Origin of the sequence: Brucella pseudintermedia (assembly GCF_008932435.1) — a bacterium.
GTDB classification, from domain to species: Bacteria; Pseudomonadota; Alphaproteobacteria; order Rhizobiales; family Rhizobiaceae; genus Brucella; species Brucella pseudintermedia.
The window spans coordinates 43,935-68,167 of record NZ_WBWE01000010.1 but is presented as its reverse complement, the minus strand read 5'-3'; the positions used below and the strand labels follow the sequence as shown (position 1 = coordinate 68,167).

Here is a 24,233-nt window from a genome sequence, read left to right as displayed (position 1 = left end):
AACATCACTTCCATGTCGTTTTAGCGAATGGCGATAAAGGTTTCTTCCGACTGATTTTTTCGCCGTCAACATAGTTCGAGCAACACGAACGACCTTCGTCAGTTGGTGCGCGATACTTGACGCGCGTTCTGCGATATGCGTTAAACCGCTCGCAACCTGTCATGCAGCTTTACAGAATAATCTATCGAACGGATGATTTTCGTCCCACATTGAATGGCCGACGGCGTGCCCTAATTTGCCTTGCACGCCACTGGCCGTTTCCAGCCAACCGCGCTCTCAGGGAGGAGCAATGCCGACTGAAACCATAAAAGCCGCCCCCGTCCGCGAGGTGTTCATCGAAGAGAACCGCGGCTACCACAAAGCCCTGAGACCGAGACAGATTCAGATGATCGCCATTGGCGGCGCGATCGGAACCGGGCTCTTTCTCGGTGCTGGCGGACGTCTTGCGCTGGCGGGCCCGGCTCTCGTCTTCGTCTATGCGCTGTGCGGCTTCTTTGCGTTTCTGGTTCTGCGGGCCTTGGGCGAGCTTATCATGCATCGCCCCAGCTCCGGTTCCTTCGTCTCCTATGCCCGCGAGTTCTACGGCGAGAAGCTGGCTTTCGTGGCAGGCTGGATGTACTGGCTCAACTGGGCCATGACATCGGTCGCCGACGTGACGGCGGTCGCGCTCTACATGAATTTTTTCAAGCATTATGTGCCTTGGCTGCAAGGCATCGACCAATGGATGTTCGCCCTGACGGCGCTTGTCATCGTTCTGGCGATGAACCTCATGTCGGTCAAAGTGTTCGGCGAGCTGGAATTCTGGTTCAGTCTCGTCAAGGTCATCGCGCTCGTGACCTTCCTGATCGTCGGCATTTACTTTGTCGTTTCCGGCACGCCAATCGACGGTCATCCAGCCGGATTCAGCATCATCACCGATAGCGGCGGCCTGTTCCCGAACGGCATATTGCCTGCATTCATCATCATACAGGGCGTCGTTTTTGCCTATGCATCCATCGAGTTGCTGGGCACCACGGCAGGCGAAACCGAAGACCCGCGCGAAGTCATGCCGCGGGCAATCCGCACCGTGGTCTTCCGCCTGCTCGTCTTTTATGTGGGTTCGGTTCTGCTGCTTTCGCTGCTTCTCCCCTACACCGCCTATTCCGCTGGCGAGAGCCCGTTTGTAACCTTCTTCGGCAAGATCGGCGTCGAAGGGGCAGATATCATCATGAACCTCGTCGTGCTGACTGCGGTTCTGTCATCGTTGAATGCCGGGCTTTATTCCACCGGGCGCATCCTGCATTCCATGGCGGTATCCGGCTCCGCTCCGGCATCCCTGGCCAGGATGAACAGGAATGGCGTTCCCTATATGGGCATTGCAGTTACCGCCGTCGTCACCGTCATTGGCGTCATTCTCAATGCCGTCGTGCCTGCGGAAGCATTTGAAATCGCGCTCAATCTGTCTGCGCTCGGCATTATCACGGCATGGGGCGTCATCATCCTTTGCCAGCTCAAGCTTTGGCACCTTGCACGTCGCGGCGAGATGACGCGTCCGGATTTCCGCATGTTCGGCGCACCCTATACCGGCATCCTCACACTCGCATTTCTGCTCGGTGTGCTCGTCCTGATGGCGCTCGATTATCCGGTCGGCACATGGACGATCGCTTCGCTGGCGATTATCGGCCCTGCCCTCATCCTCGGCTGGTATCTGCTGCGTGAGCGCATCCATCGACTTGCTGCCGAACGTGCTGTAGACGCCAGCATTCGGAGTAAGTGAGAGGATTCGGAAATATGTCGCATGCAAAGCCTTCCATCATATTGATCGCCACTGGCGGCACCATCGCCAGCAAGCGTGGGGAAGACGGAGCAAGCACACCTGTCCTGTCCGGTGAGGACCTGCTGGAATACGTGCCGGGCCTTGATGCGGAGCTTCACCCCGTCAATCTGATGGCGAAGGATTCCGCCTGCCTCACCCTGTCGGACATGCAGCGCATCAGCGACGCCGTCAATTCCGGCCTGAAGGATGGCAAAATCGATGGCGTCGTCGTCCTGCATGGAACGGACGCAATGGAAGAAACCGCCTTGCTGGTGCATCTGCAACACCGCATCGGCAAGCCGGTGATCTTCACCGGCGCGCAGTTTACCGCCGATCATCCTCAGGCAGACGGGCCGGAAAACCTCGCCGCCGCCATTCGGCTTGCCTGTGATCCGGCCAATGCAGACAAAGGCGTGCTTGTCGCCTTTGGCGGGCGGGTCGTCCCAGCCTGGGGCGCATACAAGTTCAGCAGCGACAGCGCCGACGCCTTCCGGTCGGTCCGCCTGATCGAAACCCTAAGCCCGGCGCTTGCTGCGCCTGTCGGTGATCGGCGTATCGATACGATCGCCATCTATCCGGGGTGCGACGCCCTCCATATCGAAGCGAGCATAACCTCTGGTGCCAGCGGCATCGTGCTTGCGGCGCTTGGTTCGGGCAATGCCACGCCTTGCGTTGTCGAAGCGGTCCGTGAGTGTTCGCGCCGCGATATTCCGGTCGTGGTTTCAAGCCGCGTGCCGGAGGGATTGCTGGTCCCCGGCTATGGCGGCGGCGGCGGCGGATACGATCTCGGCGAAGCAGGCGCCATTCATGCGCATACGCTTCGCCCCGGTCAGGCCCGCATCCTGCTCGCCGCGCTGATCGCCAGCGGCAGCTCGGCAGATGCAATGGTCCGCGCTTTCAGCGACTATCGATAAACTGGTTCAGCTAAAGCGGTTCCTGTTTTGACGGAATCGCGGAAACCGCCAGAGCGACAGCCGCGGTTTATTCCCGCAATGCGAAAATTTTTCCTTTTCTGCTTTCCGGCGGGTGTGCCCCATTGATTAGCAGACTGGAATATATATATGTATAGCTACACACATAATAGATAGCTATACAAATGTCCCGGTCAAAAGCTGATCTCGAAGCGGCCTTCACGATGGAGCTCTCCACCGCCGCACGCAAAATGCGCAACCTGTTCGATTCCCGCGTCCGCGAACGCGGACTGACGCTGGCGCGCGCGCGCCTGCTGCTGCTTCTCGCCCAGCCGCGCGACTGGAACCAGCGCGAGCTGGCGGATGCCCTGGAAATCGAGCACCCTTCCGTGGTGCGCCTTCTGGACGGCCTCGAAAAGCAGGGCTTGATCTATCGCGCCGCAGTGGAAAACGACCGCCGCGCGAAACGTATCGAGCTGACCGAAGCAGCGCAGGCGCAGGTGCGCGAATTGCAGGAAATTACCCGCCGCATCCGGTCGGAGCTTTTGCAGCGCATCGACCGGCCCACGCTGGAAGCGGCGCTCTCGGTGCTTCAGGAAATCAGTCAGACGGTAGAGATGACGCTCGCGGACAAAGACCGCTAGAAACATGCCCGAAGAAAACAAAGACAGCCAACCAGACGAGACCTCCCCGGCAGGGCAGCCTGCCGCGACGCCTGCCGCCGCGCATATGCCGGTTTACATGTCTGCCATCTACATCGCCGCGTCGATCCTCATGTGGTCGACGCGCGGTCTCAGCATGTATTTCATCTCGGCCAACACGCAGCAGATTCAGGGCGCGCTCGGCGCAACGCTCACGGAAACCTCGTGGCTTGTCGCGGCCTATATGGCTCCCTATGCCAGCCTGACGATCCTTCTCGTCAAGATCCGCACACAGTTCGGCCTGCGCCGCTTCGCGGAAATCGCCATCGCCGTGTTTCTGATATCCTCGCTGCTGCATCTGCTTGTCTACGACATCTGGTCGGCGATCCCGATCCGATTCATTGCCGGTGCAGCGGCGGCACCGGTTTCGACCATCGGCTTTCTCTACATGCTGGAAGCCTTTCCGCCCGCCAAGAAGATGACCTGGGGTCTCAGCCTCGCGCTGACCTGTTCGGCTGCGGCCGGCCCGCTGGCGCGTGTCATCTCGCCGTTGCTGTTCGATATCGGGCAATGGCAGCAGCTCTATATGGTCGAGATCGGCCTTTCGCTCGCGGCCTTCGCCGTTGTCTATATTCTGCCGATGACACAGGCGCCGCGCGCCAAGGTGCTGCACTGGCTGGATTTTGTCGCCTATGGCCTGATCGCCGTTGGCTTCGGCCTTCTTGCGGTGGTTCTGGTTCAGGGAAAGAACTACTGGTGGTTCGAAGCGCCGTGGATCGGCGTATGTCTCGCGATCTCGATAGCGGCGCTGGCCTGCGCTGCCGCGATCGAACTCAACCGCGAACAGCCGCTGATGAATCTGCACTGGCTGTTCTCGCCGGAAATTCTGCGCTTCACGCTGATCCTGTTCGTCTTTCGCATCGTGCTTGCCGAGCAGACGACGGGGGCGGTCGGCCTTTTTCAAGCGTTTGGCCTGCAAGACGGCCAGAGCCGCGGGCTTTATCTCGTCATTCTCGCCGCATCGCTGGCGGGCGGCATTGCATGCGGCATGTGGATGAAGATCGAACGCGTATCGTTCATTTTCGGACTGGCATTGGTTTTCATCGCAATCGGCGCTTTTCTGGACAGCCATGCGACCAATCTCACACGCCCGCACAACGCCTATTTCAGTCAGGCGCTGATCGCCTTCGGCGGCGCCCTGTTCCTGCCTCCGGCCATGCTTGCGGGCATAACCAAGGCCCTGAAACAGGGACCGACCTATATGACGAGTTTCATCGTCATCTTCCTTTTCACGCAGAATATTGGCGGGCTTATCGGTTCTGCCGTGTTCAGCACATTTATCGCGATCCGCGAGAAGTACCATTCCGCCTATCTGGTGGAGCAACTGGTCGTGTCCAACCCCATCGTCGCTCAGCGCATCCAGGCGCTGTCGGGCACCTATGCAAAAGTTCTGGCCGATCAGGGGCTGACCAAGGCCGAAGGTCTGGCGCTCCTCGGGCAACAAGTCACCAGGGAGGCGACGGTCCTGTCCTATAACGATGCCTTTCTGGCGATCTCCGTCATTGCCGTCCTCTCGCTCGCATGCCTGATCGCCTATCGTCTCTATGAAAACATGCAGGCCCGCCGCCATAGCGCTGCGGCGGCCGGTTAAATCCACGAGTCTTTGAAAATGTCAGTTGGAAAACAGTATATTCGCGGCGGACTTGCCCTCATCATTGGCCTTGCAGGCGTTCTGATGGTGCTTTGGGCGTGGCAGTTGCCGCCTTTCAAACACAGCGTCGAAACTACTGATAACGCTTATGTCCGAGGTCAGGTGACTGTTATCAGTCCGCAGGTCGCCGGCTATGTCACCAAGGTCAATGTGAACGACTATCAGACCGTGAAGCAGGGCGATCTCCTGTTCGAGATCGACAGCCGCAGCTATCAGCAGAAGCTGGATCAGGCGCTGGCCGCGCTCAACAGCAAGAAAGCCGCCCTTGCCAATTCGGAACAGAGCCAGCGTTCGGCAGAAGCGACGATCCAGTCGCGGCAGGCGCAGATCTCCGGCGCGAAAGCCGCGCTTGAGGTGGCCGAAGCCAATGCAAAACGCGTCGAGGCCCTGCTGCCGCGCGGCGTGACCACGCAAAGTTCCGCCGATACCGCGCATGGATCGCTCCTTCAGGCGCGAGCGGCGGTGCAGGAAGCGCAGGCCGCGCTCGCCGTCGCACAGCAGGACCTGCAATCCATCATCGTCAATCGCGACAGCCTCAATGCCGATATCGCCAATGCGGAAGCGACTGTCGAACTGGCGCGGATCGACCTGCAGAACACCCGCATCGTCGCACCGCGTGACGGCACGCTTGGCGAAGTCGGCGTGCGGCTCGGTCAATATGTGACGGCTGGAACGCAGCTCGTCTCCATCGTCCCGAAGACCAAATGGGTGATGGCGAATTTCAAGGAAACGCAGCTCTACGGCATGAAGGTCGGCCAGCCGGTCACCTTCACCGTCGATGCGCTGCGTCACGCCGAGCTGACGGGGCATATCGAAGCCTTCGCGCCTGCTGCCGGTTCAGAGTTCAGCGTCATCAAGTCGGACAACGCGACCGGCAACTTCACCAAGATCACGCAGCGCCTTTCGGTTCGCATCGCCATCGATGAGGATCAGCCGGACGCTGCACGCCTGGCGCCGGGCATGTCGGTCGTCGTCCGCGTGGATACCAATGCGGAACCGATTAAAAATTAGAAAAGCCGCAGTTTTCTGGCATGGAAAGCTTCCGCATAGGTCTCGGGCGCGCGGCATTCCATGCCGCGCAACCGGGCAAGTCCGCGAAAGGTTTCCGCGTCGAACCAGTCCTTGGAGCGCTGCGTGCCGAAGTGCTTCATCAACAGTTCGATCTTGCGCTCCATGATCGCGGCCGGCAGCGCCGAATAGGCGTTGGGCTGGCCCAGATCGCCATCCCATTTCGGGATTTCATATTCCAGGATCACCTGATCGCGGAAAAGATTCCACGTCAGTTCATTAAGGGTGCGGTGGTCCTGGTGGGCGTCGCCATGTCGATGCGTGAACACCATATCCGGCTGGCCTCGCCCGCGCTGTTCGATCAGCCATTGCTTGATGTCGCGGCTCTGTGCCGGGAAATAGCTGTCCTCGAAAGAGGCAAGACGAATGTTGAAACGCTCCGCCCCGCGCAGGAAATCGCGGGCGGAAGCTTCTGCCTCGGCCCGCCTTTCCTCGTTTCCCGACAGCACGCACCACTCCACATGCAGCGGCATACCGCTCTCGATAAGGCTCAAAAGCGTACCGCCGCAACCGATCTCGATATCGTCGGAATGCGCGCCCAGACAAAGCAGCCGCAGCGGACGTCCGGGATTGGTAAGCGACGGCAGATCAATCATAGCGCTATCGCGATATTGGCCGCGCGGCGTTCCGCCTTGTGCCTCTTCCAGGGCATATCGCCCTTTTCAACCATGTCCTCAAGCGTCTGCCAGTCGCGCAGCGTATCCATGGACCGCCAGAAGCCCTCATATTTATAGGCCATCAACTGGTTTTCAGCGATCAGGCGCCCAAACGGCTCCAGCACCAGTTCCTCGCCTTCGCGCATATAATCGAAGATTTCCTTGCGGAAGAGGAAATAACCGCCATTGATCCAGATGTCGGATGTGTTCGACGTTCGGAAAGCCCGCACGTCGCCGCCGTCTGCAATATCGGCAAGGTGATAGGTCAGCGGCGGACGGACGGCGAGGAAGCAGGCGATCTTGCCGCTGGCGCGGAAGCGTTCCGTCATGTCGTCAAGGTCGACATCGCTGAGGCCGTCGCTGTAATTGGCAAGGAACATATCCTCATTCGCCACATGCGACCTGGCGCTCCACAGTCTCTCACCGATATTGCGCCAGATGCCTGTGTCGAGCAGCGTGACGCTCCAGTCGCGATCCACTTCCTCAAGCAGTTGCACATTGCGTCCACCATCCGAGACCACGCAATCCGCAAAAGTTTGCGGGCGGATGGTCAGGAAGAAATCCTTCACGACATTGGCCTTGTAGCCCAGGCACAGGACGAAATCATTGTGGCCGTAATCGCTGTAATATTCCATGACGTGATGCAGGATCGGCTGATGGCCGAGCGGGATCATCGGCTTCGGGATATTCTCCGAATATTCGCGAATCCTTGTCCCAAGACCGCCGCAGAACAGAACGACTTTCATGATTACCGCTCCTCCGAGAGTAGTGCCGGGTCTATCAACGTGACGTGCGGAATGGGAATGATCAACTTCGCGCCCCATTCGACCACGTGCTGCATCTGCCTTATGATCTCGTCCTTGAAGTTCCACGGCAGGATGAGAATGTAATCGGGCCGGTACTTGTCGATTGCCGATACGTCGTAGATCGGGATGTGCATGCCCGGCGTGAAGCGCCCGTGCTTGTAGGGATTGCGGTCCACCGTGAAATCCAGGAAATCCGTGCCAATGCCGCAATAGTTCAAAAGCGTATTGCCCTTGCCCGGCGCGCCGTAACCGCAGATGCGCTTGCCCGCATTCTTGGCCGCGATCAGGAAGGACAGGAGATCGCGCTTGGTGCGCCGGGTCTTTTCAGCGAACTGCTCATAGGTCGAGATCTCGTTGAGGCCAAAGCTCTCTTCCTGCTTGAGAAGCGCGGCGACACGCGGCCCTGCCTTGCGCTTGCTGCCATTATGCGCGAGATACACCCGGAGCGACCCGCCGTGGGTCGGCAGTTCCTCCACGTCGATGATCTTGAGGTGATGACGATGCGCCATGTAGCGGATCGTCAGCAGCGAGAAATACGAGAAATGCTCGTGATAGATCGTGTCGAACTGGTTCTGCTCGATCAGGTTGGCCAGATGCGGAAACTCCAGCGTGATCACGCCTTCCGGCTTCAAAAGCAATTGCAGGCCGCGCACAAAGTCATTGAGATCAGGCACTTGCGCCAGAACGTTGTTACCGATCACGAGGTCGGCCTTGCGTCCTGCGCCGACCAGCTCGGCGGCCAGTGTCGCGCCGAAGAAATCCACGCGCGTCGGCACACCCTTGGCGATGGCCGTCTCGGCCACATTGACCGCCGGTTCAATGCCAAGGATCGGGATGCCCTTTGGCAGAAAATGCTGCAGCAGATAGCCGTCATTGCTGGCGATCTCGACCACGAAGCTGTTTTCATTCAGGTCCAGCCGCTCGGTGATCTCATCGCAATAGGCCTTCGCATGGCTGACCCAACTGGTGGCGAAGGACGAGAAATAGGCATATTCGGTGAATATCTCGGCGGGCGAGAAATATTCCTTCAGCTGCACCAGATAGCAATGGTCGCAGACAAGCGCATAGAGCGGATAATATGGCTCCATACGGTCAAGGCGATCCGCCGTGATGAAGCTTTCGCAGGGCGGCGACATCCCGAGATCGACGAAACTATGCTTGAGTAGTTTACCGCACAGGCGACAGCCGGTCTGCTCTTGCGCCATGCTCGTGCTCCGCGAAATATCCGGCGTCTGGATGGTCATGCGTCATTCCTCGCCTTTTGAACCTATATGGCCGGGTCTTCTGTAGGGTTGAACTCCGATCCGCGTCGGATAACCAAAACTACTAAGCGGTCTAAAAATTGCCGAGACTGTCATCAGGGGCGAGCCGTACATACGATCGGGCGCAACATTCACCGGACGGATTACACTGCGCAGACACCTGATCTTCACCCGATGGCGGCGGGGGGCGTATGCGCCTACCTCATTCGGAGAAGCTGACCCATCCGGAAGCCTGCCGGATGCATCGAAGAAGGTTCTATCGCCCGAAAAACCCGCTGTTCAGAATGTGAAGCGACTGCAATTCGGGGCAAACAATGCGTTTTACTTCACTCAACATCGACGGTGCATGGTCTATCGCGCCGGAAAGGCTTGAAGACGAGCGCGGCTGGTTCGCGCGGGTCTATTGCGAAACCGCCTTTGCCGAGCGTCGGATGGAAACGCATTTTCCGCAGCACAGCCTGTCTTTTTCACGCGAGAAAGGAACGTTGCGCGGCCTTCATTACCAGCGCGAACCGCATTCCGAGACGAAGCTCGTCACTTGCCTGCAAGGGACGATCTGGGATGTTCTGGTCGATCTGCGGCCGCAATCACCGACCTATATGCGCTGGACGGGCGTGGAGCTTTCAGCCGAAAACGGTGTGCAGCTCTATATCCCGGAAGGCTGCGCGCACGGTTTCCAGACCCTGACGCCTGATGTCCTCGTGCGTTACATGATTTCAAAGCCCTATGTGCCTGATTATGCGACAGGTTTGCGCTATGACGATCCGTCGCTTGGCATACCTTGGCCGAGCAGGCCGAGCGTCATTTCCGACAAGGATCTGGCGTGGCCGCTTCTATAAGCAAGCCCGCATCGCGAAGCCGGTCAGAGCCATCGGCAAGGGCTGCGAAAGGCAATTTCGCCCGCTCCGCCATATCGAGGATGGAGTGCTCGCCATCTGCCAGATTGAGCACCCACAACAGCGCCATGGCGTTTTGTGCAGCGCGCCTGTCGCCGCCCGTGCTGCCATAAAGCCCGCGCCTTCCAAGCTGCGGCTCCCCCTTCGGAGAGGTGTTGACTGGACGCCAGTTTCGTTCTGCAATTTCAATGGCCTGCATAATCATATTGAAAGATTGATCGAGATATTCCGGCTTGATGAAATCGAGATTGTCGGCCGATGTGTGATACTCCGGAAATGTGCCGTAAAGGCTGCGCTGGAACATGCCGACCGGCAGGTTGAATCCCGGCGAGCAGAACTGGCGCTCGTCATAGCCATAGGGCCAGAAATCATGCATCGTCGCATTGGCGCACCCGGCCAGCACATTCCCCATGATGCGATTGATCTCCGCATTGCCGCGACGGCTGCGCTTGTAGTTCGGCCCGCCTGCATCACCGACGCAGGACAGGACCAGCCCATGCCGCACCAATCCCAGATGCGCCTCGTTCTGTTGAAGCCATGCAAGCGCGCCGAAAGTCGCCGGACCGAAAAGCAGCCGATAGGTCAGCCGCGTGCGCCGTGATTGCAGCACTTCGCCGAGACGGGTCAGCAGCGCCAGCCCGGAGCAATTGTCGTTGGCGAGCGACGGGTGGCAGAGATGGGCTGACAGGATGAACATCTCGTCCGTTTTGCCGGGATGAACGAACTCGCCGAAGGTCAGGAAGCCGTCGCGACGCTCCGCATCGATCACGACATCATAATCGCCGTCCTGCATGGCCAGAAATTCACTATGCGTCATGCAGAAGCCCCAGCCCTCCGCGTGATAGCAGGTACGGTAGGGAATGAGGTCCGGCTGATCGGGCAGCGTATGAATATGCGCCTTCAGCGCGCTGAGCGGCATTCGTGTCCGCATGGGTATGCTGAAATTCACGACATGCAGGTTATGCCGGGCAAAATCGACGACACGATTGCCGCTTCTATCCGCGATATAGGCTTCGCGAATGATCCATTCCTGCGGCGCTTTCCAGTCGTAAAGCGGCGTGCCGCTCGGCACCTGGTGGACGGTCAGCGGCAGATGTTCGCCGATGATGGCAAGCGTTTCGCGCACCCCGTCACCGGCGAGACTGCGGCACAGAGGATAAAGACGGGCAGCAAGATCATAGATCGCCTTTCCGTTCGATGGCTGCGGAATGGCCCGTTCAGCGCCTCTGACCGCCCCGGTATCCATCATGCCGTCGCCCGCAGCGGTTGCGGCTGTTCCTCAACGCGCCGCAAATCGGAATCCAGCACGCCTTCCGCAATCAGCTTGCGGATATGGGAGATGCGCTGGAAGCGTGGCCCCTCGAACTCTTCAAGCGTCAGGGTCGAGCGGCTATAGGCGGCGAGCAGTTCGCGCGTACCGGCAACGGCATCCCATTCCGGTTTGGCTTGCGGCAGCACCCGCGCCAGCTTTTCAAAACTGACACGGTAGGAGCGCGTATCCGGCCCCGCATCATCCGCATATTCGATGCGGCAATCAGGAACATTTTCGGCAACGATGCCCGCAATATCGCGGATGCGGTAATTGTGTTCCGTCGAACCGACATTGAAAGCCTCGTTCCAGACTTTCTCGCGCGGGGCTTCCATCGCCGCCATGAAGGCGCGGGAAATATCGCGAATATGGACGATCGGACGCCAGGGCGTGCCGTCGGACTTCAGATAGATCAGCCCTTTCGTCACCGCCCAAGCCACGAGGTTGTTGAGCACGATGTCGAAACGCAGGAATGGTGAAACGCCATAGGCCGTGGCAGGCCGCAGATAGACCGGGCAGAAGCTTGCGTCGGCCAGTTCCCGGATTTCCTGTTCTGCCCGCACCTTGGACCGGCCATAGGCTGTCACCGGTTTCAGTTCGCCAGTCTCATCGATCAGGTCGGCATCGCTGATGCCGTAATTGCTGCAGGACGATGCAAACAGAAAACGCCCGACACCGGCCTGTTTCGCGGCCCTTGCCATGGCGACGCTTGCGCGGTGATTGATATCGTAGGTCAACTCCTCATTGAGATTGCCCAGCGGATCGTTGGAAAGCGCTGCAAGATGAATGACTGCATCGAACCCCTCCAGATCGCGCGGCGACACATCGCGCACGTCCTTACGGATGGTCGGCACATTCATCACCGCGCCGCCTTCCTGAAAAAGGCAATGTTCATAAAGGCCGATGTCATAGCCGGACACGTCATGCCCCGCATTGATAAGGACCGGCACCATCACCGACCCGATATAGCCCTGACTGCCCGTAACCAGTACCTTCATGTCCAGCTCCTCAAGCTTTGATAAATATATGTTAGCGACGCAGCGCAGGAGCGGCGACTTGACCGAAGGCATGCCCCGTTAGGACAAGCGTTTATGAAAGGTGTGAAAGGGCGTATCGCCTACTCCCTTTGGATGTTGTGCAGGCGCCCGGCGCTGCCGATCAGCAAAAGCCAGTCGGTTCCGCCGCCCGCATTTTCTGCCTGCCCGGGCCTGTAGGTCGCGACCGTCCCCTTGATCTTTGGCTGGCCCGCCTCTGCGAATGTGCCGGAAACCGGGTCGAACCAGATTGCTTTCCCGCCCTGCCTTACCGCATCCTTCGGCACTGCAAAGCCATCGGCATCGCCATAGATCACCGACAGCGTGCCGTCCGGCAGGGAAGAGGCATGGCTTGCCGGCTTCAATGCGATGCGCTTTTCGAGATCGGGCCGCAATTGCGGCCATGGCAGCCTGTCGAACAGTTTCTTCAATACCGTCATTGATCGCGCGCCGGGACTGCCGAGCGCTTCCTGCCAGCTTCGGTCAACGTTGAAGATACCCGGCCCGGTGAAATGCCAGATCGGATTATTGCCAAAGAACTGCCCTGCGGCACCGGCCAGCAGCGCGCCATAGGCATTGCGGCGGATCATCCGCGCCGTGGTGCCCCGCTCGAACTCGTAAGCGCCTTCCAGCAGGATGACAGGCATCCTGCCCGCTTTGCGTCGGGCAGAAATCGCCGCATGAACATTGTCATAGGTATAAACCGTATCGAAGCTTAGCCATGGCTGATCGGCCCACAGTTCCGCCGTATTGGTGTCGCGGGCGGAATGCACCGTCTGGAGCGTCTTCGAGGTTACCTGCGCCAAGCCTTCGGCCAGATCGGAAACGAGCTGGCGATCCGGCGTATTAAAATCTCCGCCCAACACCCAGATAATATTGTGAAATTTTGCAAACCGCCGGGCAATCGCTTCGCCATAGGCGCGCATTTTCGCCGGTCCGGCAGCCTGCACCTCGGAAAACCAGCCTTGGCTATTGCCGTTGACGCCCAGATAGGCAGGCGCCAGGAATACGGCCATTCCCAATTGCTCCGCTCGCCCGATCACCCAGGCGGCATGGTCGAAATATTTCGGATTGAGCTCGCCGAACGCATCGCTCTCGAAGGGCTTTTCCCCATAGGCATTGGCAGGCGGATGGCTGGAAAACCGGTGTTCGAGAAGATTGACCAGAATGGCGTTGAAGCCTCGCTTCCTGCGATCCTGTAGATAGATCTCGGCGTCCTCCCGTTTCAGTTCGGCAATCAGCGACCATGCGGTATCGCCCTGCAAGAGGAATGGCCTGCCCGTCGCATCCTCGAAAATGCGTCCGTCCTCGGCGACCCTGATCGGAAACTGACCCGCCGCATATGAACCGCCAACCGCTATCGACAGCAGGATCGTGACAGCCAAAGCCGCTGCGAGGCGCTTCATCGCATCGCGGAAGGATAGGTCGGCGCTTCGTTGAAGCGGCGATAGACCACCTGCGAAGGACGCCCGGTCAGATAGGAACCCACGCCGTCATTGAGTGCGCGAACATAAATGCCGAGCGCACCGTCGATTGCATCCACCGTGCGCGCAATGTCGGTGTCGCTGTGGGTGTAGCTCACCACCAGCGACGGCATCAGCACGCCGCGCCGGATCGTCTCCTGAAGAAACAAGGTGCGAAAAGCCTGCGACGGCTGGCCTTCTTCATCAAGCGTACCATAGGCAAGGCAGCAGGGTCGCCCGAACAAGCGGACATGGTTCTGAAGCCCGTGAGCGGCAATCGCTGCATTCACGCCTTCCGCCAGTTTGGAGCCTTGCTCATAGAGCCTTTCGATCACCGGCTCGTCGCGATAGATGGTCATCGTGGCAATTGCCGCGGCCATGGCGTGGGTTTCCGCGCCATGCGTGGTGGAAAGCAGGAACACGCGAGGATGGTCCGTCTGCGTCAGACCGCCAAGCTGCATATATTCCGCCTTGCCCGCGAGTGCGGAAATGGCAAAACCGTTGCCCAGCGCCTTGCCGAAACAGGAAAGATCGGGTTCGACATCGTATAGCTTCTGGGCCCCGCGCAGGTGCCAGCGAAAGCCGGTAATCATCTCGTCCAGAATGAACAAGGCCCCGTTTTCATGGGCGATCCGCCTTGCTTCGCGCAGAAAATTGTCTTGCGGCTCATCAGCCTTCGCGGGCTCGAGAATGATGGCTGCGATGCGCCCCGGATAATCGTCGAACAGGGCTTGCACGCTTGCAATATCGTTGTAGCGGAACGTCGCCGTCAGGGCCGAGACCGATGCGGGAATGCCAGCATTCATTTTCGTGGTTCCGATAAACCAGTCATCGGTCGAGAAAAATGGATGATCGGCGCAGCAGGCAACCATATCGCGCCCGGTATAGGCGCGCGCCAGCCGCACCGCGCCGGAGGTCGCGTCCGATCCGTCCTTGCAGAATTTCACCATGTCCGCACTGTCGATCAGCTCGAGAAAGCATTCCGCGCATTCGACTTCGATGGCGCTTGGCCGCGTGAAATTGCAGCCGTCCTGCAAGGCATCGCGTACGGCGCGCACGACGGGCGGATAAGCATGACCGAGGCCGACGGCGCGATTGCCCATGCCGTATTCGATATATTCGTGCCCGTCGACGTCGAAGACATGCGAGCCGGAACCGCGCTGGATGAAGCCAGGGGCAAGAACCGGATACTGGTCGTCGCCCTTGGCATAGGTGTGACAGCCGCCGGGAATAAGCGCGTGCGCCTTGCTGGCGAGCAATTGGGAATTGCGGAACTGCGATGTGAAAAGGTTCATGCCCCTTCTCCTTTCTATTCACAGGTCATGCTGCCGACCATCCCGCATGCAGGCGCTCACGCATCTGGCGCAGCCAGTTCTTGACCGGCTTCGGCAGGCGGCTGCGCAGGCTGGAATGAAGTGCATTCGGCATCGCCCATTGCGACAGCGCCAGCGGCGCGGCAATGGCCGGGCGTTCAACCGCCAGATGTTCAAGAAGGCTCGCATAGGCGCGGCCCACAACATCGTTGTCGAACACGGTTTCCACCTTTTGCCGCGCGGCGGCGGCCATGCCCGCAAGCAGCTTGCGGTCGCGGGCAAGCCGCTCAATATGACGTGCCGCCTGACGATAATCGCCGACCCGGAACAGGAAACCGTCCTCGCCGTCGGTGACGATCGTATCGGTCACGCCCGCGATCCGCGATACAACCGCAGGGCAACCCTGGCTCATCGCCTCGATGAGCGTGAGGCCGAACCCCTCGAAGCGTGACGGCATGACCAGAACGTCATGCTGGCTTACCCGCCACGGAACATCGGAAGGCGCAACCCAGCCCACAAAGCTGACGTGATCGCCAAACGGCGCAAGACGGTGGCGCAGTTCCGCCAGATCGGGACCGTCACCGGCGACTGTCAGATGGTAGGGGCAATCGAGCTCGCGCAATATGTTCGGCAGCCAGAAAATGCCCTTGGAGTTGTCCTCGATGCGCCCGAGATAAAGCAGGCGCAGCGGACCGCTTTCATCCTGTTTGGTCCGATTGCGCGCCAGATGAATGTCCCTGTTCAATCCGTGCGGGATGACCAGCGTGCGGGCCGCATCGAAACCGTGCTGGCGGACGAGATCGTCGCGGCAGCGTTTTGAAACGCCGACCGTCGCATGGACATGATCGCGGATCGCCCTTGCCGCCGCATAGGTGCCGGGCGTGATATTGTGCACGATCATGACACGCAGAATATCGGCAGGCAGATAGCGCACCAGATTGGTTTCAAAACGGTTGGCAAGAACATTGACGATAACGGCGTCGAAGCGGTTGTCGCGCAGAAAGCCGATCATGTGCCGGGCGCGGGTTTCTTCGTCGAGCAGCCCCATGCGGTCGATGGCGTCGCCCTTGCGCAGCGCATCCTCCAGCCCCTGCCCGCTCGGCACGCTGACCGTATCGCCCGCAGCGCCCGCGGCCAGCCAGCGAAGCTCGATCCCCGACTGGCCGAGCGACGAGCGTAGCCGCGTAAAGACCGAATAGGTCCCGCCAATGTGGGGACGGACGAAGTAAGCACATTTCATGGCCGGAACCTTGTTGCCACGTGACATTGCAAGGGAGCCAAGACTTCGAGGGAACAACTCCCTCGAAGCCTTACTCCGGTATATCGGGGGGCAATGGATATACCGCTGGCCAGTGTATCGAAATCGCAACGCTGCGCATTTCGGCTATGAGGGGTACATCCCCTCCTACAATAGAGGATGGTGTTCACCCTTCTGCCAGTTTTCCCGACAGCGCGTCCGGCATTAGCTTCTGGGTGCAGCGGAGACACGCATATGAGAATTGGTCTTTTCGGGCAATTTGGAGCGGGCAATACCGGCAATGACGGTTCGCTGGAGGCCATGTTGCAGCTTCTGAAACGCAATCGCCCCGACGCGCAACTTGTCTGTATCTGTTCAAGACCCGACATTGTTACGCAGAAATTCGATCTTCCAGCCCATCCGGTCTCCCGGCCCTATCCATCCAACTGGCTGCTGCACGCCATCAACAAGGCGATGTTGCACGTTCCCCGACGCGCGGTCGGCTTCTGCTGCGCGCTGCTGCTTGCTTTCCAGCTCGACCTAATTGTCGTGCCGGGGACGGGCATATTGGACGACTTTAACGAAAATCCCTTTGGCTGGCCTTTCGCAGTGCTGCGATGGTCCCTTGCGGCGCGGCTGACCGGCACGCGCATGATTTTCGTGTCGATTGGCGCCGGACCCGTCAATCATCCGTTGAGCCGGCGCTTCCTTCGCTGGGCCTCGACGCTTGCCGCCTTCCGGTCCTACCGGGATCAGGTGTCCCACGACTTCATGAAGCAGCTCGGCGTATCCCCTTCCGGGGATTTCGTCAGCGCGGATATCGCCTTCGCGCTGCCAACGGTTCCGGATGAAATTCAGGATAGTTCCCACCAATGTGTCGGCCTCGGCGTGATGTCCTATCGCGGGTGGAAGAAGAACGGCAGGGATGGCGATGCCGTATACGCGGATTACGTCGCCAAAATGACCACGCTTGCAAAGAGGCTTCTCGGCGGCGGACGGCAGGTACGGCTGCTGATCGGCGACAAGGGCGATATGGAGGCGGCGCACGACATATTGGAACAGCTTCCTGCGGCGGAAGCGGACAAGGTGACATTCGAGCCATCCGCATCGCTGCACGACCTCATGCAGCAGATAGCAAAAACAGATGTCGTTGTTGCCAGCCGCTACCACAACATCGTTTGCGCCCTTGCGATGGGGCGTCCGGCAATCTCGCTGGCTTATGCGAGCAAGAACGATGCGCTTTTGCACGACACCGGTCTTGCGGCCTTCTGCCATCGGATCGACAATTTCGACCCCGAAACCATCCTCTCCCAGATCGATCTTGCCTTCGCGCAGCGCACGGCATTGACCAGACAGGTCAAAGCTGGCGTGGAGCGCTATCGAAGCAGGCTGGCAGGACAGGAAGAGATCCTTCGGGCCCTTTTTCTCGATCCGGCACGGCAGAAGGCCGATTGCGCGGCCCAATCATGCGCCGCGCCCGTTCCGCCAGGCGGATCGTTTCAGCAAGTAGTCGAACGGGGGCAGGACTGCCAGTAATGGCTCCCGCTTCAGCGCGAACGCCATCAGCGAACCCGCCGCTTTCGGCTGTCGCGCCAGACTGGAGATCGCAGACCAGTAGGCGCGCTTGGCCAGGCAATCTCGGGCCATTGCGAACAGCCGGTCCCGTTGCGGCAGGGTGGCGCCTTCGTGCTCGAAAAACGACCGGAAACCGGCCTCGAATTCCCGATTCCAGTTCAAGATGCCATTCACCGCCGCCGACTGGTTCTGGACGTGCGAACGCGCAAAGGCCTGTATCCGGTTTGTCGAGGCAACAGCCCCGTGCATGGCGATGCGAAGCCACATTTCCAGATCGTCCGTATGGGAGAGCGACGTGCGGTAATATCCAGCCTGTTTCTGGATCGCGGTCCGCACGACCGCGGTCGGGCCAATCACCGGGTTAATCGCATGGCGGCAGGCAAATTCGATAAATTCCTCCCCGGACCGTATCCGCCATTCATCCGGGGCGTGGTCTGCAATGGCGGGATGCGGCTCGCCGTCATCGGCCTTTATCCTGCCCGTCGCGCCATGCGCCAGATGAATGTCCGCGTTTTGCGAGAGCATTCCCGTCGCTCTTTCCAACGCGCCGCCTGCCAGCAGGTCGTCCGAACAGAGGATCAGGAAATAGTCCGCTGCCGCCCAGTCTATGCCTTCGTTGAAAGAAGAATGCGGCCCCAGATTCTTGCTGCGAAGCAATAACTCGACGCGGCTGTCCTTGGCGGCAAGACCCTTTGCCACCTCGGCGCTGTTGTCGGTTGAGGCATTGTCGATAATGAGCAGACGGAGATTGACGCCTGCCTGCCCCAGAACGCTGTTCGCACACAGAGACAGATAGCGGCCATAGTTGAAATTGGGGATCACCACATCGATCGTCGGCAATTTGTGTTTGACCATCGCCAGCCGCCCTATTCCGCGAGTCTGGAAGCTGGCGGCTGCACACTCCGCGCCCGGAACTTTCCGACAAGCCAACCCAGTATCGGTTCGACCTCGGCGGCGAAGGGATGCCGCGCCACGAACAGCGCGCCCAGCCAACTGAACGCCGCTATGAACCCCATCACAACGCCCGTGGAACGATTGATTTCCAGCGAAAAGCCATTCGCCGCCACCATCGCCAGCGGTATGGCAAGGGTGATCAGCGTAACGAGCCCGCTTTTCAGCAAGGCGCGGCCGAGCTCCGCATAGGAAAAGACCACATGCCTGCGCACGAACAGGATGGCTATGACCATCTGGATCGGCAGGCTGATGAACTGGCCGAGCGCAACGGCAAGCAGCCCGTAAAACGCCGCAGCGCCGATGACGGTGACCGCCACCAGCCGCGAAATCAGGTTGGACAGAAACGCCTCGCGGTTCTGTCCCAGTGCCATCAGCAGCGGATAGGTAAGGATCGCGGGAAACCAGAAGAGACAGGCAAGGCTCAGGATCGCGACAATGGGTGCCGCCTCGGCCCAGCCGGGGCCAAGCACGATGTGCACCGCCGGATATGCCAGCAGCGCAAGCAGCGCCTGCGCTGGCCAATAGGCGACAGTGATATAGGACAAGGCACGGATATAGGATTGGCTGATATTCGCTCCCTCACGGACCTGTGCCGAAAGCATCGGGAAAGCCACGGTAAACACGGCGGAAAGGATGATGCGGTCCGGAAGGCCGCTCAGCGTGTCGGCGCGACTGTATATCCCGACCGCCGATATGGGCATGAAGCGCCCGAGCAGGAGCTGGGGAAGCGTCATGCAGATCTTGTTAAGCCCCGCATTGCCCCCGAGGAAAATCCCGAACCGCCAGGCCGTATCGAAACTTGCCAGCGATGGGCGCAGCAAGGTCCCCAGAGGATGGACGGCAACCGCCAGTCCCGTTGTCATCAGTGCGCTTGCCAGCAGGCCGAAAGCAAAACACATGTGCCCAAACCCGCAAAAAGCCATGGCAATGGTGACGAGAGCGCCAAGGCCGGAGCCTGCCGTGCGAATGCGCGCCAGCCTTCCAAAGGCCATCTCGCGCCTCAACAAGGCGACAATCGGCAGGGACAGGCTTTCAACGAGCGCGGCAACGATGGTGATGCTGAGAAAAAGGTTCAGTTTCGGGTCATTATAGGCTTCGGCGAAGTAGCCCACCGAGAGATAGAGGGCGGCGGACAGCACGACCGTCACGCTCATCAGGAAAGTCAGCGATGTTTGAATGTCCTGATCGCGCACCTTGTCGATCTTTATCAGGAACTCCGGGCTGGCGAATTCACGCAGGGAAAAGACGATTGCCGTAAGGCTGAGGCCTATCACGCCCATTCCGGTTTCCGCTGGCCCCAGAAAGCGCGACACCGCGGCGACCGTCACGAAGTTGAAGAGCAGCCCTGCATACTGCTCCAGCGCCGCCATGAGAAAGCCTCTGCGATTGCCATTCATGATGCGCTCCAGTGAACAATATTTCCCGGCGCGGCCAGCGGTTTTCGTGACACTTTTTTCGTCCCCCCGTTCATCGCAGTCCGGCAGCGGCGCCCGCAGGCGCAATCTTCCCGGCTCCGCCCAGAATAGCCTTTTGCGACAGGCACGAAATGTCGCCCTTGGTGTTAGCACCCGACCTGAAAGGAGTATGCGGCACGCTCTAAAGCCAAGTCGTGGACCCGGGCGGCAGTGCGTAAAAATTTGCGCAGTTCGATCTTTGCACGCGCCTTGGAGCAGACATGACGAGTCTTTCCTGGATCACGCTTCTGGCCTTTGCCCTTTCTGTCGCCTTTTGCCTTGGCTTTCGCGAGCTGGCGCGCGAATGGTATCTCATCGATGTCCCTGACGCTCGCAAGACGCATGACGGAAATGTTCCGCTTTGCGGCGGCATTGCCATTTTTCTCTCGTTTTCCGCCGCCGCGCTGCTGACGCTCGGTGTTTCAGGCCACGCCAATGCCGTGACCCTGCTGCCGGGGCTGGTGCTGATCCTCGTCACCGGCGTTCTCGACGACCGTTTCAACCTGCCGGTGGCGCCTCGCCTTGCGATTCAGCTTCTGGCGGCCTTCCTGATGCTGGGCATGGCCGGGGTCTGGCAAATCTATCTCGGCCTCGCAGCGGATGCGATTGCAGCGCCCGCTGCGGCGTCGGGGGATACGCTGCTCCAGCTTCTGTCCGGGCCGCTCTTTCTCCTTGTCGCGCTTGCTTTCATTGTCGGCCTCGTCAATGCGGTCAATATGAGCGACGGCGTGGACGGACTGGCGGGATCGGCAAGCGCCGCCGCATTCTTCTGGCTGGCGGTCATCGGTTTCGGCGTGGGCGAGCATCGTCTCGGCTTGCAGGGGCTCGCGCTTGCCGCCGCCTGTCTCGGCTTTCTGGTCTTCAACATGCGGCACCGCTGGCGCGCGAAGGCGAGCCTTTTCCTCGGCGACGGCGGCAGCACCTTTCTGGGCGCGGCGCTTGCCGGGTTCATCCTCATCCTCGCAGGCGGAACGACCGCAATTCCCTTTCCCGTCCTGATCTGGATCGTCATCGTGCCGGTCATCGATACGCTGAGCCTGATCGTGCGCCGCGTGTCGGCGCGTCGAAGCCCATTCTCGCCTGACCGGCAGCATCTGCATCATCTGCTGATGGACGCAGGGCTTTCCTGTGGGCAGACAGCCGTCACGATCATGGTGCTCAATCTCATGGCCGGCGCTGTCGCCTTTGTAGCCGTCAGGCTCGACATGGCTGTCTGGCCGATGCTTCTGGCGCTGGCGATCCCGGCTGCGGCGCATACGCTTTTCGTGCTGCACATGACCAGAGGTCCGCGCCGGACGGTTGCAGTTTCAAAGACCGAAGCCAAACCGAAAATCACCTATCCCGGGGCAACTTCATGAATGTTTCCGTACTTATCATGACGCTGAACGAAGAGGCCAACCTGCCAGCCTGCCTGGCCTCGCTGGACTGGTGCGACGATATCGTCGTTCTCGATTCCTTCAGCAGCGACCGAACGGTCGAAATCGCCAAGGCAGCAGGCGCCCGCGTTTTCCAGCGTGCCTACGACACCGAGGACCGCCAGCGCATGTATGGCCTAACGGAAATCACGTTCAGGCATGACTGGGTTTACACGCCCGACGCGGATGAGATCACCCCGCCCGACCTGCGCGACGAAATGCTGGCAATCGCCGCCGATCCCGACCGGCCTGAGGTGTTTTTCAAGGCGCGTTACAAGAACATGTTCATGGGGCGCTGGATTCGCCATGCCAGCCTCTATCCCACCTGGATCACGCGGCTGGTAAGGCCCGACCGCGTGCGGTTCGAACGCTCGGTGCATTCGCGCGCCAGCGGCGGGCCGGAAGGTGCCTTGCAGTCCCATTTCATCCATTACAGCTTCAACAAGGGCCTCGAAGCCTGGTACGACAAGCATAACCGCTATTCTTCCGCCGAGGCGGATCTGTCCGCCTCGCGGCTGCTTGAACGCAAGATCGACTGGGGCGGCATTTTTTCGGCAGTGCCGGAGCGGCGGCGGCGCGCATTGAAATCGCTTTCCTATCATATGCCGTTCAGGCCCAGCCTGCGCTTTCTCTACATGTATCTGCTGCGCGGCGGCTTTCTGGACGGCAAGCCCGGCTACCTCTATTGCCGCCTGCTTGCGGCTTATGAGTTCATGATTGTCGTCAAGATGGAAGAGCAGCGCCAGCGCCAGTCGGCCATGCGGACGGAAATCCCTTTGGCGGGGCGACCGCTGGAGGCCGGAGCACCGGAACGGCGTGTGGTATGATGCTTCCCGTCGTCCTGCCCTGCGCCATCCTGTTCGGGATTGCCGCGATGTTCTTCTCGGAACCGGTTCTGACCTTGCCGGACGATGGCGGCAGGGCGGATGTCATCGTCGTGCCGGGGGGAGACGGTCCGCCGCGCGCGGCGCAGGCTGCGCGTCTGTGGAAGGAAGGCCGCTCGCCGGTGATCCTCGTTACCGGCGATGGCGACTGCCTCTATAACAAGCGGATCATGGTGCGCAACGGCGTGAACCCTTCGGCGATCTTCGTCGAATGCCGGTCGGGCAGCACCTGGCAGAATGCGCAATTTTCCGCGCCTGTCTTGCGTGAAATACGGGCCAGAAGCGCGCTGATCGTGACCAACTGGTATCATTCCCGCCGCGCCATAGCGAGCTTTCGCGCCGCCTGCCCGCAAATGCACTTTATTTCGTCGCCTATCGGCGGCGATGACGGACGCCCCGGTTTTCCGTCGACGCCTGCCGACATGGAGCTCGTCGCCAAGGAATATGTGAAGCTCGGCTGGTATCTGGTTTCAGGCCGCATTTTCCCGCACGACCTTTCGGCGGGCGAACCCGCACCTGACCTTTCGGACACATGCGCTGCGGCGGGGAGCGCGCAATGAACCTGTCGCTCACATGGATTTTCACCGGCTTTGTGCTTTATCTTCTGGCTGGCGGCCTCTTCTCCCGGCCGGAACGCATGTATCAGTTTCCCTTCCTCGCGGGCGTGATGACCTTCGGTTTTTTGCTGCCGCAGCTCCCGGCCCTCGTGAACGATCAGTTCCTGCCTTCCGGCGCTTACGCCAAGACGATGGCGATGGGCATTCTTTCGCTTGCCATGCTGGTTCTCGGCTGGCGCATGGCCAAGCAGCCGATCAGGTTGCTCAGCATGAGCTTCAGCGAAAGGCGGCTGACGTGGGCCGCAGCCGGCTTGTCTGCATTCGGCGCTGCATTCTATTTCCTCCTGAGCCGCCTCCCCGGCGAGGTCTCCATCGGTGTCCAGATGACCGGCATGCCGGTGGTCTATCTCTTCTTTGCGCAGCTTATGCCCTATGGTCTGGCCATTGCCCTTCTATGCTTCGTGCGGCGACCGTCATGGTTTGCGCTGGCGATAATCCTGTTCGATCTGTTTTTTTATCTGGACCGCATTCTGGTCACCGGAAAACGTGCCGAAGCGATCCAGCTATTCCTGATGATCCTGCTGGCCGTGTGGTTTTATCGCCGCATGGTCGTGCCTCGTACCATAATGTTCGTCGGTATTTTTGCAGGCACATTCCTGATGACCAGCATGGGCGATTATCGTCAGATCACACGTGCAGCTTCCGGCTTCGTCCTCGATGACATCATGGAAATCGACTACGCCGCCAATTTCAACAAAACGCTGGAACGCGGCGGACTGGAAATGCGCAATGCCGTGCAGCTTATCGATGAGGTCGACCGGCGGCTGGAATTCGACTACGGCAAGTTTCACTGGAACCGCATCGTGTTCACTTTCGTGCCCGCACAGCTGGTCGGGGCCGATATCAAGGAGGCGCTGCGCCTGGACACACCCGAGCCGAGCCGCGACTACAATCCTATCACAGGCACAACCGAGACCGGTCTTGTCGATGCATTCTCATCTTTTTGGTATTTCGGCGCGCTGAAGTTCTTTGTGCTCGCCTGGGCCATGCGGCGGCTCTGGGAGACTGCCATGGCAGGCGAGATGCTGGGGCAACTCACCTATATGCTGTCCATCGTGCCCGCCATGCATGCCATTTCGCACCAGACCGACTGGGTCGTGACCGTGTGGCTGCACATGGCATTGTTCCTGATTCCCGTCCTGTCCTTCTGCCATATCCGCAACAGCTCCGTTTACCTGCCCATGCCGCCGCAGCGAAGCGCTGGCCTGCCGCTGCTTTCGTAAAGGATGACC

Annotated in this window: 21 protein-coding genes; 11 read left to right on the top strand and 10 right to left on the bottom strand. The window is 59.8% G+C overall.

The window, feature by feature from the left end:
- Window positions 1–289 precede the first annotated feature (289 nt).
- The 5 genes from F9K78_RS13925 to F9K78_RS13905 all read left to right on the top strand — a co-directional run bounded on the left by F9K78_RS13925 (window position 290) and on the right by F9K78_RS13905 (window position 6,069).
- Complete coding sequence (locus F9K78_RS13925) at window positions 290–1,756, top strand: amino acid permease (RefSeq protein ID WP_121985157.1); 1,467 nt, start codon at window positions 290–292, stop codon at window positions 1,754–1,756.
- Between the two features lie 14 nt (window positions 1,757–1,770).
- Window positions 1,771–2,709, top strand: a complete 939-nt coding sequence (locus F9K78_RS13920) for an asparaginase (protein ID WP_121985158.1) — start codon at window positions 1,771–1,773, stop codon at window positions 2,707–2,709.
- Between the two features lie 182 nt (window positions 2,710–2,891).
- Entirely contained in the window at window positions 2,892–3,350 is a 459-nt protein-coding gene (locus F9K78_RS13915) for a MarR family transcriptional regulator (RefSeq protein ID WP_121985159.1), read from the top strand.
- A gap of 4 nt (window positions 3,351–3,354) precedes the next feature.
- Window positions 3,355–4,998 carry an MFS transporter gene (locus tag F9K78_RS13910; RefSeq protein WP_122066559.1) on the top strand — a complete coding sequence of 548 codons (1,644 nt, stop codon included), beginning with the start codon at window positions 3,355–3,357 and terminating at the stop codon, window positions 4,996–4,998.
- Between the two features lie 18 nt (window positions 4,999–5,016).
- Complete coding sequence (locus F9K78_RS13905; protein ID WP_122066560.1) at window positions 5,017–6,069, top strand: HlyD family secretion protein; 1,053 nt, start codon at window positions 5,017–5,019, stop codon at window positions 6,067–6,069.
- On the opposite strand, the gene F9K78_RS13900 is transcribed toward F9K78_RS13905, so the two are convergent.
- Genes F9K78_RS13900 through F9K78_RS13890 form a run of 3 tightly spaced genes read right to left on the bottom strand, consistent with a single transcriptional unit; the run spans window position 6,066 to window position 8,832 of the window.
- Window positions 6,066–6,722: a PIG-L deacetylase family protein gene (locus tag F9K78_RS13900; RefSeq protein ID WP_121985161.1), complete on the bottom strand. Its 657-nt coding sequence runs from the start codon at window positions 6,720–6,722 to the stop codon at window positions 6,066–6,068. The genes F9K78_RS13905 and F9K78_RS13900 overlap by 4 nt on opposite strands.
- On the bottom strand, window positions 6,719–7,528 hold the full coding sequence (locus F9K78_RS13895) for a sugar phosphate nucleotidyltransferase (RefSeq protein ID WP_121983709.1): 810 nt from the start codon (window positions 7,526–7,528) through the stop codon (window positions 6,719–6,721). The genes F9K78_RS13900 and F9K78_RS13895 overlap by 4 nt, the downstream gene beginning before the upstream one ends.
- Window positions 7,529–7,530: 2 nt before the next feature.
- Window positions 7,531–8,832 (bottom strand): class I SAM-dependent methyltransferase, encoded by a 1,302-nt coding sequence (locus F9K78_RS13890; protein WP_151682245.1) that lies wholly within the window; start codon window positions 8,830–8,832, stop codon window positions 7,531–7,533.
- 332 nt (window positions 8,833–9,164) lie between these two features.
- On the opposite strand from F9K78_RS13890, the gene rfbC reads away from it, so the two are divergent.
- Window positions 9,165–9,689, top strand: a complete 525-nt coding sequence (gene rfbC / locus F9K78_RS13885) for a dTDP-4-dehydrorhamnose 3,5-epimerase (protein ID WP_151682244.1) — start codon at window positions 9,165–9,167, stop codon at window positions 9,687–9,689.
- Here the strand turns inward: rfbC and F9K78_RS13880 are convergent.
- From F9K78_RS13880 to F9K78_RS13860, 5 genes are all read right to left on the bottom strand, one after another.
- The gene (locus F9K78_RS13880; RefSeq protein WP_151682243.1) at window positions 9,652–10,995 is read right to left on the bottom strand and encodes a DUF4910 domain-containing protein; all 1,344 of its coding nucleotides are present in this window, start codon (window positions 10,993–10,995) and stop codon (window positions 9,652–9,654) included. The two genes, rfbC and F9K78_RS13880, sit on opposite strands and share 38 nt — an antisense overlap.
- Window positions 10,992–12,053 carry an NAD-dependent epimerase/dehydratase family protein gene (locus F9K78_RS13875; RefSeq protein ID WP_121985165.1) on the bottom strand — a complete coding sequence of 354 codons (1,062 nt, stop codon included), beginning with the start codon at window positions 12,051–12,053 and terminating at the stop codon, window positions 10,992–10,994. The genes F9K78_RS13880 and F9K78_RS13875 overlap by 4 nt, the downstream gene beginning before the upstream one ends.
- A gap of 119 nt (window positions 12,054–12,172) precedes the next feature.
- Window positions 12,173–13,495 (bottom strand): apiosidase-like domain-containing protein, encoded by a 1,323-nt coding sequence (locus F9K78_RS13870; protein ID WP_151682242.1) that lies wholly within the window; start codon window positions 13,493–13,495, stop codon window positions 12,173–12,175.
- On the bottom strand, window positions 13,492–14,847 hold the full coding sequence (locus F9K78_RS13865; RefSeq protein ID WP_121985167.1) for a glutamate-1-semialdehyde 2,1-aminomutase: 1,356 nt from the start codon (window positions 14,845–14,847) through the stop codon (window positions 13,492–13,494). Before F9K78_RS13865 ends, F9K78_RS13870 begins: the two co-directional genes overlap by 4 nt.
- A gap of 25 nt (window positions 14,848–14,872) precedes the next feature.
- Entirely contained in the window at window positions 14,873–16,105 is a 1,233-nt protein-coding gene (locus F9K78_RS13860; protein ID WP_121985245.1) for a glycosyltransferase family 4 protein, read from the bottom strand.
- Between the two features lie 252 nt (window positions 16,106–16,357).
- On the opposite strand from F9K78_RS13860, the gene F9K78_RS13855 reads away from it, so the two are divergent.
- On the top strand, window positions 16,358–17,638 hold the full coding sequence (locus F9K78_RS13855) for a polysaccharide pyruvyl transferase family protein (protein WP_151682241.1): 1,281 nt from the start codon (window positions 16,358–16,360) through the stop codon (window positions 17,636–17,638).
- Here the strand turns inward: F9K78_RS13855 and F9K78_RS13850 are convergent.
- Entirely contained in the window at window positions 17,567–18,532 is a 966-nt protein-coding gene (locus F9K78_RS13850) for a glycosyltransferase family A protein (protein ID WP_121985169.1), read from the bottom strand. The two genes, F9K78_RS13855 and F9K78_RS13850, sit on opposite strands and share 72 nt — an antisense overlap.
- An 11-nt stretch (window positions 18,533–18,543) precedes the next feature.
- Window positions 18,544–20,028: an oligosaccharide flippase family protein gene (locus F9K78_RS13845; protein ID WP_121985246.1), complete on the bottom strand. Its 1,485-nt coding sequence runs from the start codon at window positions 20,026–20,028 to the stop codon at window positions 18,544–18,546.
- Window positions 20,029–20,306: 278 nt separating this feature from the next.
- Between F9K78_RS13845 and F9K78_RS13840 the strand changes: the two genes are divergently transcribed.
- From F9K78_RS13840 to F9K78_RS13825, 4 genes are read left to right on the top strand one after another with little or no spacing between them, the layout of a single operon-like run.
- Window positions 20,307–21,443 carry an MraY family glycosyltransferase gene (locus F9K78_RS13840; protein WP_121985170.1) on the top strand — a complete coding sequence of 379 codons (1,137 nt, stop codon included), beginning with the start codon at window positions 20,307–20,309 and terminating at the stop codon, window positions 21,441–21,443.
- Complete coding sequence (locus F9K78_RS13835; RefSeq protein ID WP_121985171.1) at window positions 21,440–22,327, top strand: glycosyltransferase family 2 protein; 888 nt, start codon at window positions 21,440–21,442, stop codon at window positions 22,325–22,327. Before F9K78_RS13840 ends, F9K78_RS13835 begins: the two co-directional genes overlap by 4 nt.
- The gene (locus F9K78_RS13830) at window positions 22,327–22,944 is read left to right on the top strand and encodes a YdcF family protein (RefSeq protein ID WP_376903708.1); all 618 of its coding nucleotides are present in this window, start codon (window positions 22,327–22,329) and stop codon (window positions 22,942–22,944) included. Before F9K78_RS13835 ends, F9K78_RS13830 begins: the two co-directional genes overlap by 1 nt.
- Window positions 22,941–24,224: a hypothetical protein gene (locus tag F9K78_RS13825; protein WP_121985247.1), complete on the top strand. Its 1,284-nt coding sequence runs from the start codon at window positions 22,941–22,943 to the stop codon at window positions 24,222–24,224. The genes F9K78_RS13830 and F9K78_RS13825 overlap by 4 nt, the downstream gene beginning before the upstream one ends.
- The last annotated feature ends 9 nt before the right edge of the window (window positions 24,225–24,233 follow it).

Coding starts and splice junctions, on each gene's coding strand:
- F9K78_RS13830 (WP_376903708.1), top strand. CDS start 22,327: ATGCTTCCCGTCGTCCTGCCCTGCGCCATCCTGTTCGGGATTGCCGCG.
- F9K78_RS13875 (WP_121985165.1), bottom strand. CDS start 12,053: ATGAAGGTACTGGTTACGGGCAGTCAGGGCTATATCGGGTCGGTGATG.
- rfbC (WP_151682244.1), top strand. CDS start 9,165: ATGCGTTTTACTTCACTCAACATCGACGGTGCATGGTCTATCGCGCCG.
- F9K78_RS13835 (WP_121985171.1), top strand. CDS start 21,440: ATGAATGTTTCCGTACTTATCATGACGCTGAACGAAGAGGCCAACCTG.
- F9K78_RS13925 (WP_121985157.1), top strand. CDS start 290: ATGCCGACTGAAACCATAAAAGCCGCCCCCGTCCGCGAGGTGTTCATC.
- F9K78_RS13915 (WP_121985159.1), top strand. CDS start 2,892: ATGTCCCGGTCAAAAGCTGATCTCGAAGCGGCCTTCACGATGGAGCTC.
- F9K78_RS13890 (WP_151682245.1), bottom strand. CDS start 8,832: ATGACCATCCAGACGCCGGATATTTCGCGGAGCACGAGCATGGCGCAA.
- F9K78_RS13840 (WP_121985170.1), top strand. CDS start 20,307: ATGACGAGTCTTTCCTGGATCACGCTTCTGGCCTTTGCCCTTTCTGTC.
- F9K78_RS13855 (WP_151682241.1), top strand. CDS start 16,358: ATGAGAATTGGTCTTTTCGGGCAATTTGGAGCGGGCAATACCGGCAAT.
- F9K78_RS13845 (WP_121985246.1), bottom strand. CDS start 20,028: ATGAATGGCAATCGCAGAGGCTTTCTCATGGCGGCGCTGGAGCAGTAT.
- F9K78_RS13850 (WP_121985169.1), bottom strand. CDS start 18,532: ATGGTCAAACACAAATTGCCGACGATCGATGTGGTGATCCCCAATTTC.
- F9K78_RS13825 (WP_121985247.1), top strand. CDS start 22,941: ATGAACCTGTCGCTCACATGGATTTTCACCGGCTTTGTGCTTTATCTT.
- F9K78_RS13880 (WP_151682243.1), bottom strand. CDS start 10,995: ATGATGGATACCGGGGCGGTCAGAGGCGCTGAACGGGCCATTCCGCAG.
- F9K78_RS13900 (WP_121985161.1), bottom strand. CDS start 6,722: ATGATTGATCTGCCGTCGCTTACCAATCCCGGACGTCCGCTGCGGCTG.
- F9K78_RS13895 (WP_121983709.1), bottom strand. CDS start 7,528: ATGAAAGTCGTTCTGTTCTGCGGCGGTCTTGGGACAAGGATTCGCGAA.
- F9K78_RS13920 (WP_121985158.1), top strand. CDS start 1,771: ATGTCGCATGCAAAGCCTTCCATCATATTGATCGCCACTGGCGGCACC.
- F9K78_RS13870 (WP_151682242.1), bottom strand. CDS start 13,495: ATGAAGCGCCTCGCAGCGGCTTTGGCTGTCACGATCCTGCTGTCGATA.
- F9K78_RS13860 (WP_121985245.1), bottom strand. CDS start 16,105: ATGAAATGTGCTTACTTCGTCCGTCCCCACATTGGCGGGACCTATTCG.
- F9K78_RS13905 (WP_122066560.1), top strand. CDS start 5,017: ATGTCAGTTGGAAAACAGTATATTCGCGGCGGACTTGCCCTCATCATT.
- F9K78_RS13910 (WP_122066559.1), top strand. CDS start 3,355: ATGCCCGAAGAAAACAAAGACAGCCAACCAGACGAGACCTCCCCGGCA.
- F9K78_RS13865 (WP_121985167.1), bottom strand. CDS start 14,847: ATGAACCTTTTCACATCGCAGTTCCGCAATTCCCAATTGCTCGCCAGC.